Origin of the sequence: Mesorhizobium sp. M7A.F.Ca.AU.002.02.1.1 (assembly GCF_003998535.1) — a bacterium.
Lineage (GTDB): Bacteria > Pseudomonadota > Alphaproteobacteria > Rhizobiales > Rhizobiaceae > Mesorhizobium > Mesorhizobium ciceri.
Genome location: NZ_RZPB01000328.1, coordinates 1 through 6,562, shown reverse-complemented (window position 1 = coordinate 6,562; position 6,562 = coordinate 1). Strand labels below are relative to the sequence as shown.

10 protein-coding genes and 1 pseudogene are annotated in these 6,562 nt (G+C 57.2%); 6 read left to right on the top strand and 5 right to left on the bottom strand.

The genetic code is table 11. The features are described 5' to 3' along the window. The 4 genes from rfbC to EN879_RS40035 form a co-directional block, all read right to left on the bottom strand. On the bottom strand, window positions 1-533 hold a 533-nt coding region (rfbC, locus tag EN879_RS19855), incomplete at its 3' end, for a dTDP-4-dehydrorhamnose 3,5-epimerase (protein WP_127274195.1). Next, window positions 534-1,415 (bottom strand): glucose-1-phosphate thymidylyltransferase RfbA, encoded by an 882-nt coding sequence (rfbA, locus tag EN879_RS19850; protein WP_013532727.1) that lies wholly within the window; start codon window positions 1,413-1,415, stop codon window positions 534-536. Between the two features lie 143 nt (window positions 1,416-1,558). Continuing rightward, complete coding sequence (locus EN879_RS40040) at window positions 1,559-2,047, bottom strand: O-antigen ligase family protein (RefSeq protein WP_244514278.1); 489 nt, start codon at window positions 2,045-2,047, stop codon at window positions 1,559-1,561. Beyond that, complete coding sequence (locus tag EN879_RS40035) at window positions 2,040-2,789, bottom strand: hypothetical protein (protein WP_244514277.1); 750 nt, start codon at window positions 2,787-2,789, stop codon at window positions 2,040-2,042. The genes EN879_RS40040 and EN879_RS40035 overlap by 8 nt, the downstream gene beginning before the upstream one ends. 77 nt (window positions 2,790-2,866) lie before the next feature. Here EN879_RS40035 and EN879_RS19840 point away from each other — a divergent pair, with 77 nt between their 5' ends. The 6 genes from EN879_RS19840 (at window position 2,867) to EN879_RS19810 (ending at window position 6,283) form a co-directional block, all read left to right on the top strand. Then, on the top strand, window positions 2,867-3,292 hold the full coding sequence (locus EN879_RS19840) for a calcium-binding protein (protein ID WP_224674090.1): 426 nt from the start codon (window positions 2,867-2,869) through the stop codon (window positions 3,290-3,292). Between the two features lie 49 nt (window positions 3,293-3,341). Further along, window positions 3,342-4,121 (top strand): thermonuclease family protein, encoded by a 780-nt coding sequence (locus EN879_RS19835; RefSeq protein ID WP_244514276.1) that lies wholly within the window; start codon window positions 3,342-3,344, stop codon window positions 4,119-4,121. A gap of 192 nt (window positions 4,122-4,313) precedes the next feature. Further along, window positions 4,314-5,024: an SOS response-associated peptidase gene (locus EN879_RS19830; RefSeq protein WP_013532730.1), complete on the top strand. Its 711-nt coding sequence runs from the start codon at window positions 4,314-4,316 to the stop codon at window positions 5,022-5,024. Window positions 5,025-5,582: 558 nt separating this feature from the next. Then, complete coding sequence (locus EN879_RS19820) at window positions 5,583-5,762, top strand: hypothetical protein (protein ID WP_013532732.1); 180 nt, start codon at window positions 5,583-5,585, stop codon at window positions 5,760-5,762. Between the two features lie 11 nt (window positions 5,763-5,773). Next, window positions 5,774-5,983 carry a hypothetical protein gene (locus tag EN879_RS19815; RefSeq protein WP_013532733.1) on the top strand — a complete coding sequence of 70 codons (210 nt, stop codon included), beginning with the start codon at window positions 5,774-5,776 and terminating at the stop codon, window positions 5,981-5,983. Window positions 5,984-5,989: 6 nt separating this feature from the next. Further along, entirely contained in the window at window positions 5,990-6,283 is a 294-nt protein-coding gene (locus EN879_RS19810) for a hypothetical protein (RefSeq protein ID WP_013532734.1), read from the top strand. A 22-nt stretch (window positions 6,284-6,305) separates the two neighbouring features. Here EN879_RS19810 and EN879_RS19805 read toward each other — a convergent pair. Further along, window positions 6,306-6,562 (bottom strand): annotated as a pseudogene (locus EN879_RS19805) (capsular biosynthesis protein CpsI); the annotation flags it as partial.

Here is a 6,562-nt window from a genome sequence, read left to right as displayed (position 1 = left end):
GCCAGCAGCGGCGCCTTCAGGTCCTTGTCCGAGAGCTGGAACCCGCCGGTCAATGACGGCCATTCGATGCCGATGGCGGGATCGTCGAAACGGATCGACCGGTCATGCGCCTGCGAATAGGTATCGGTCACCTTATACAGGACCTCGGTGTCGGGCACGAGCGTCACGAAGCCGTGCGCGAAGCCTTTCGGCACCAGAATCTGGTTGCCCTTTTCGGCCGACACTTCGAGAGCGACCCATTTTCCGAAAGTTTTGGAGCTGCGGCGAATGTCGACCGCAACGTCGAGAATGCTGCCCCGGATGACGCGCAGCAGCTTGTCCTGGGCGCGCGGCGCAAGCTGATAATGAAGCCCTCGCAAGACGCCCGCCGCGGCGGAATAAGAATGATTGTCCTGCACGAAAGCCAAGTCTATGCCGGCCTGCGAAAAGCGCTCGGCATTGTAGGTTTCGACGAAGAAGCCGCGCGCGTCGCCATGTCGCTTCGGAACGATTTCCAGAACGCCATCGATGCCAAGGGGCCTGACTTCCAGCACCTAGGCCTCCGACAGGTCGACGACACGCCGGCGCAGATAGGCGGCATATTCGTTCTTGCCCAGGTGATCGGCGCGACGCAGAACCTGGTCCACAGTCAGCCAACCCTGTTCAAAGGCTATCTCTTCGGGACAGGCGACCTTGATGCCCTGGCGGTGCTCGATGGTGCGCACGAAGGACGAGGCCTCATGCAGGCTGTCATGGGTGCCGGTGTCGAGCCAGGCATAGCCGCGCCCCAACCGATGCACATGCAACTGGCCGCGCTCAAGGTAGACGTTGTTGACCGCCGTGATCTCGAGCTCACCGCGCGCCGAGGGACGGATGGCAGGGGCGATGTCGACGACATCGTTGTCATAGAAGTAGAGACCGGTGACCGCCCAGTTGGATTTCGGCACCTGCGGCTTTTCCTCGATCGTCAGCGCCGTTCCCGTGGCCTTGTCGAAGGAAACCACGCCATAACGCTGGGGATCCTCGACATGATAGGCGAACACCGAAGCGCCCTTTTCGCGCGAGGCAGCGTCGCGGCAAAGCTGCGACAGCCCATCGCCGAAATAGATGTTGTCGCCGAGGATCATCGACACGTTGTCCTTGCCGATAAAATTGCGGCCGATGATGAAGGCTTCCGCCAGCCCGTTGGGCTGCGGCTGCTCGGCATAGGACAGGTCGAGCCCGAACTCCGATCCATCGCCAAGCAGATCGCGAAAAACCGGCAGGTCACGCGGCGTCGAAATGATCAGAATCTCTCGGATACCCGCGAGCATCAGAACGCTCAGCGGATAATAGATCATCGGCTTGTCGTATATCGGCAGAATTTGCTTAGAGACTGCTAATGTTAGTGGATAAAGACGCGTTCCACTGCCTCCAGCAAGGATAATTCCTTTCAAGAAGCTCTCCTTGACATGCCTGAACCCCCCGGCCCTAGCCGCCCGTGCTTAGGTTCCATGCACTGGCTTGTCAATCTCGGCGTTCGTCAAATGACTGGGTCACGATCCGGCGCCAATCCATGGCCAATTCAGGCGACGCATTGCTATCGTCTTGCCAGGGCCGGCCTGACGGGAACAAGCAGATTGTCATCATGGGCGGCGGTCGACTCGCCTCTCTGGCTCAGCCGCTCAGCAAGTCCCTTGTGAAAGATAACGCCATTCATATAGGCGAAGGTCATCGCCAGTGCCGCCGTTCGCAAGGGATAATCGACCAGAGAATGAACGAGCAGAAACGATACTGAGAGAAACGCCATTTTCTGCAGCGGATCTCGCCGTGCCGTAACGGAAAACGCAAAAAGCAATATCGCGTAAGCTGCGACCAGAAAGACAACAGGAGCGCCACCTTCAAGTGCCAATTCCAGATAATCATTGTGGGCGTGATTGACGTAGGGCTTGAAGATCATCTCTCCCTTTTCGTAAATCTGATAGACCTTCGGAAAACTCCCAAAGCCGACGCCCGTCGCCCAGTTCTCTTCAATTCCCGCGATCGTCGTGCGGGCAAATTCGGCCCGTCCAAAGGCCGGGTCAACCACTTCCGCATCGATCTTCGTCCACGCCCCCGATCGTGTAGAGTGAAAGCCCGATGAAGACAGCGGGTATTCCATACCCGCCCAGCCTCGAGCGCGCGGACAGAAAGACGACTGATACCATGGTGATCGCCAGCCCTATCAGAATACCGGCGCGCGAACCGGCGGCCAGAAGCAACAGCAGCAGCGTTATCAAGCCGAGCGACCCGGACAGAAGGTGCCCGCGAAACAGGCCGTAGTAGACAACGAAGGGGATGGAGACGAAGAGCAAAGCTGAAAAATGGTTCTGGTTGGCAAACAGTCCCGCATTGATCGTGAACGGCAACAAACCCTGTATGGCAACCGTATCGGAGAGTGAATACTGGATCGCCGCAGCCAATCCGTTACAGATGACACCCATGAAAAAGAAGGGCAGAAGGCCGTAGACCTGATCTGGGCGCAAGCGGGTGACGCTCAGAAAGAATGCAGCCATCGCCACGAAATACAACAGACACTCGATCGTACGTCCCACGCCGACACTGACGAAACGCAGCCCGGTTTCACCGCTCAGCCACGGATTTGCAAGTAGAACCTCAGGCCGCAATCCGCTCAACAGGGCGGCAGGCAGCGGCACGATTTGAAAACAGAACACGGCCCCTTTGAATTCGTCGATCTCCGAGACCAAAGCAAGGGTTTCAGGGGTGATTTGCAGGAAACCGATCTTCATGGCCATACCTAAAAAAATACCCAAAAATACCCAATAGCTCAAGAATCGACCTTACCCAATAAAGCACTCCCGGCGCCTTGTATGGGAAACGCCCAGTCACAAGGCAAACGGATTAGAGAGTGGATTCGACAACAAAATTCAAAAGGTGCATGATGGGTTTGGTGTCGGGGGATACCTTCATGAATTGGCGTTGGTTTTCGACCGCAACAGTTGTTGCGTTCATCTCAGGCTGCACTGCCGACTATTTGAATAATTATGACTCGGTGACGCTCGCTGCCGGCGATGCGAACCGCTCAAATATGCTTTTGCAAACTGTCGATCCGTTCAATCCGAATAGCCAAAACACGCGTATTGAAGGCGACGGAGCGCGCGCGGTGGCAGTCTTCAACGGATACCGAGGTGCGACCCGAGCCCGTAGCGCTGATTTGGACTGTGCAGGCGGCAGCGGAAACAATGCAGTGGTTGCCCCTGGGGTGCAGATCACAGGCTCTGATCCTAACGGGCTCGATGGTGATCGCGACGGCATTGGGTGCGAGGGAAAATAGGTTGTCTCGAACAAGGAAAGGAGGGCTAGGCTGGCTCGCAGTCATTGCGTTGGCCGCGTATTATTATCCCGTTCCGTACCAGAGACCGGGCATTACCTCGCCAAATCCAAAGGCCACCGTTGAGATCAGACCGGAGGCCAGCAATCTCACCCAGAGCGTTACACGGCAGGTCGAGGAACCGGCCGCACCCAGTCAGCAAACCAACGGGGAAGTGCTTCAAGGCCGCGCATCGGCAGTTGATGGCGATACAATTGAGATCAATGGGACGCGCGTTCGGTTCAACGGCATCGACGCACCCGAGTATGATCAACAGTGCGAGGATGCGAAGCACTTTCGGTATTCATGTGGATGGCAGGCCAAAACTTCCCTCGAAAAATTCATGGCTAAATCGAAGCCCTTACGATGCGAGTTTGTCACTTGGGATCAATACGGACGCTTCGTTGGCAATTGCTACCGGGCGGACGGAGCCGACGTGGCGGCCTGGCTCGTCAAGAATGGGCTGGCCCTCGACTGGCCCAAATACAGCCATGGCGGCTATGCATCCCAACAAGCGGTCGCCAAGGCTGCCAAGCTCGGCCTGTGGAAAGGCTTCTTCGAAGACCCATGGACGTGGCGCGCCGAGCACGCCGAAGATACGCAGCCCGCGGCCAATCAGCCTCTCGGTATCATAGGCCGTCAGGCTCAGTCACAAGGCTATTCGTGCGAGCCTCGCCGTAAATGCTCTCAGATAAGCTCTTGCGCTGAAGCCCAATGGTATCTCAGCAACTGCTCATGGGGCGGCAGGCTGGATCGCGATAGTGACGGGATTGCGTGCGAAACGCTTTGCTAAATACCGAGAACGACGGAGGACTGGTCAGTGGCCCAACAGTCGAGAAATTCCGGTTTGGAGCCCCTCTTTCTCTCTTTTGGTCGGTACGGGTACACTGGTTTGATCCTACGGTGATCTATTACCGGGGCTAGTCGCAACAGGATATCCCCGTTGGGGCTTGCTGATCGGTTCGCTGCTAGGCACATTCACCGCATGTGCAATCTCTACAACATCACCACGTCACAAGAGGCGGTCCGCCAGTGGACCCGGACTTTGCGGGACATCCTAGGCAACCTTGAACCGTCCGTTGACATCTATCCCAACCAGCCCGGCCCAGTGGTGCGTAACGCCCCTGAAGGCCGTGAGCTAGCCAATCTCCTGTGGGGAATGCCGACGCCGGCCGAGCGCGTCAAGGGCAAGGCTGACTACGGCACTACCAACATTCGCAACCCGCAGTACAGCCATTGGCAACAGTATGTCGGCGTCGAGAACCGTTGCGTGGTGCCGGTAACAAGCTTCGCAGAGCCCAGCCCAACTCCCGGCGATAAAGACCGCGAGACAGGCATTCAGCGGAACTATTGGTTCGCGCTCAATGAGGACCGCCCGTTATTCTTCTTCGCTGGCCTCTGGACGCCATGGCATGGGGTCCGCAAGGTAAAGGACGGCCCCGGCGATTTCGAGCTTTACGGTTTCATGACGACCGCGCCCAATGCCCTCATCAAGCCGATCCATGAAAAAGCTATGCCGGTGATCCTGAGGACGCAAGAGGAAACAGAGACTTGGCTGACAGCGCCATGGTCGGAAGCGAAGCGGCTACAACGCACAGCGCCGGATGATGCTCTTGTGATTGTCGAGAAGCCTGCCACACAGATCAAGTTTCCCGAGCAGGCACCAGTACCGCCAAGCCAAGGCTCGTTGTTCTAGATGGCTGGCCTTCGGATACTCTCGGACGTTGCACCGGGCCTTGCGATTGCCATCTTTCTTACAATCTTGGTCGTGATGTTTTTTCGTCGTAAGCGGCGCTAAGCAAATCGGCGGCACGTGATTGAAATGTTGGGCTGTTAGCGCCAGTTATTCATCCCTCCAGATCACGCGTCGTACCATGCGGATTTCAACAAGTCGCCTCACGCGTATCTTCATGCCCTCCGATGCGCTTGGCAGCAGAATGTCCACATCAAGCTCGCGGCGTTTGCAGCGCTCGCAGCGCATGTGCCGGTCAACGTCCCAAAACGGAATGTCCCCCACCAATTTGGCGAGGTCCCCGGGGAGATAGTGGCGTGTAATGTTGCAGTTGATGCACCGGACACGGATTAGCTGACCAACCTCATGCGCTCGGCACAGGGTCTGGACAAGGCGGCGCGGTCGTCTGCTCTGTTCCGGCATAGCCAAAAATAGGAATGAGTTCCTCGCCGAGTCAATTCACTCTTGACATTTATGTTCCCTTTTTGTTCACTACGCCCATGCAGCGTATGGAGTAATGCCATGGATCGAATTGTGACACTGAACAGCCGCCAGGAGGCTGCCCTCCAGGCCCACGCCGAGGATTTCATTGCAGTCCACAAGGGTGATGTGATGAAAGCGCTCAAGGAAATGATCGTGCTCAACGGGCACCTTCAGGAACGACTTGACGCACTCACCCCGCAGCGCCGCGCGACGCGTTAGGAGTAGGCACCATGGGCACAATGCACTTCGACACCGAAGCCAAATCCGAACTGCACTCTGAAGCGGTGAAGCTGATCGCCCGCTACGACAGCCCTCTTGAGACCGTGAAGGCGCTCATGGCCTACAACTGTGAGCTTGAGACCCAGATACTCGCCATCGCCCATCGGCATCCGGGGATAGTTTCAATCGGGTACGATCCTACTCCGCCTGTGCTGGAGTGACCTTCAATGAGCCGCCTGATCTTTGCAGGAGAGCTTGAGAGCGCCGCCGACCAGATAGCGGACATATCCCGCGCCGACCTTCAAATTGTACTTCGTAGGGCCGCCCTGATGCTTAGAAACGTCGCCGGTGTCGATCTGGGCACGAGAACAGACGAATTACTTTTTGGAATCGCAGCGGAGATGGAAGTTTCCAAGTCCGATTTGATCAAAACGATCGTCAGCGACTGGCTAATTGCCAATGCTTATCTGCCTGTTCCGCTAGAGCTTGACGAAGGCAACGAGACACCATTTAAAATCTGAGCATGAAACCCGGCGTCTTCCGCTATGCCCGCGCAAAATACGCCTTGTACCACTCGACGAACCGCCCGACGCCCTCGGTCACTGTCGTCGTCGGGCGGTAGCCGACCGCCTGCTCCAGCGCCGAGGTGTCGGCGAAGGTATCGGGCACATCGCCGGGCTGCAGCGGCAAGAGTTCGACGATGGCTTTGCGGCCGAGCGCGTTTTCCAGCGCCTCGACATAGGCGGTCAACTTAACCGGGTTGTTGTTGCCGATGTTGAAGATGCGCCAGGGGGCGCTGC

Bases quoted from the DNA above. Each gene is read 5' to 3' on its own strand.
- EN879_RS19830 (WP_013532730.1), top strand. From the start codon at position 4,314: ATGTGCAATCTCTACAACATCACCACGTCACAAGAGGCGGTCCGCCAG.
- EN879_RS19820 (WP_013532732.1), top strand. From the start codon at position 5,583: ATGGATCGAATTGTGACACTGAACAGCCGCCAGGAGGCTGCCCTCCAG.
- EN879_RS19815 (WP_013532733.1), top strand. From the start codon at position 5,774: ATGGGCACAATGCACTTCGACACCGAAGCCAAATCCGAACTGCACTCT.
- EN879_RS19810 (WP_013532734.1), top strand. From the start codon at position 5,990: ATGAGCCGCCTGATCTTTGCAGGAGAGCTTGAGAGCGCCGCCGACCAG.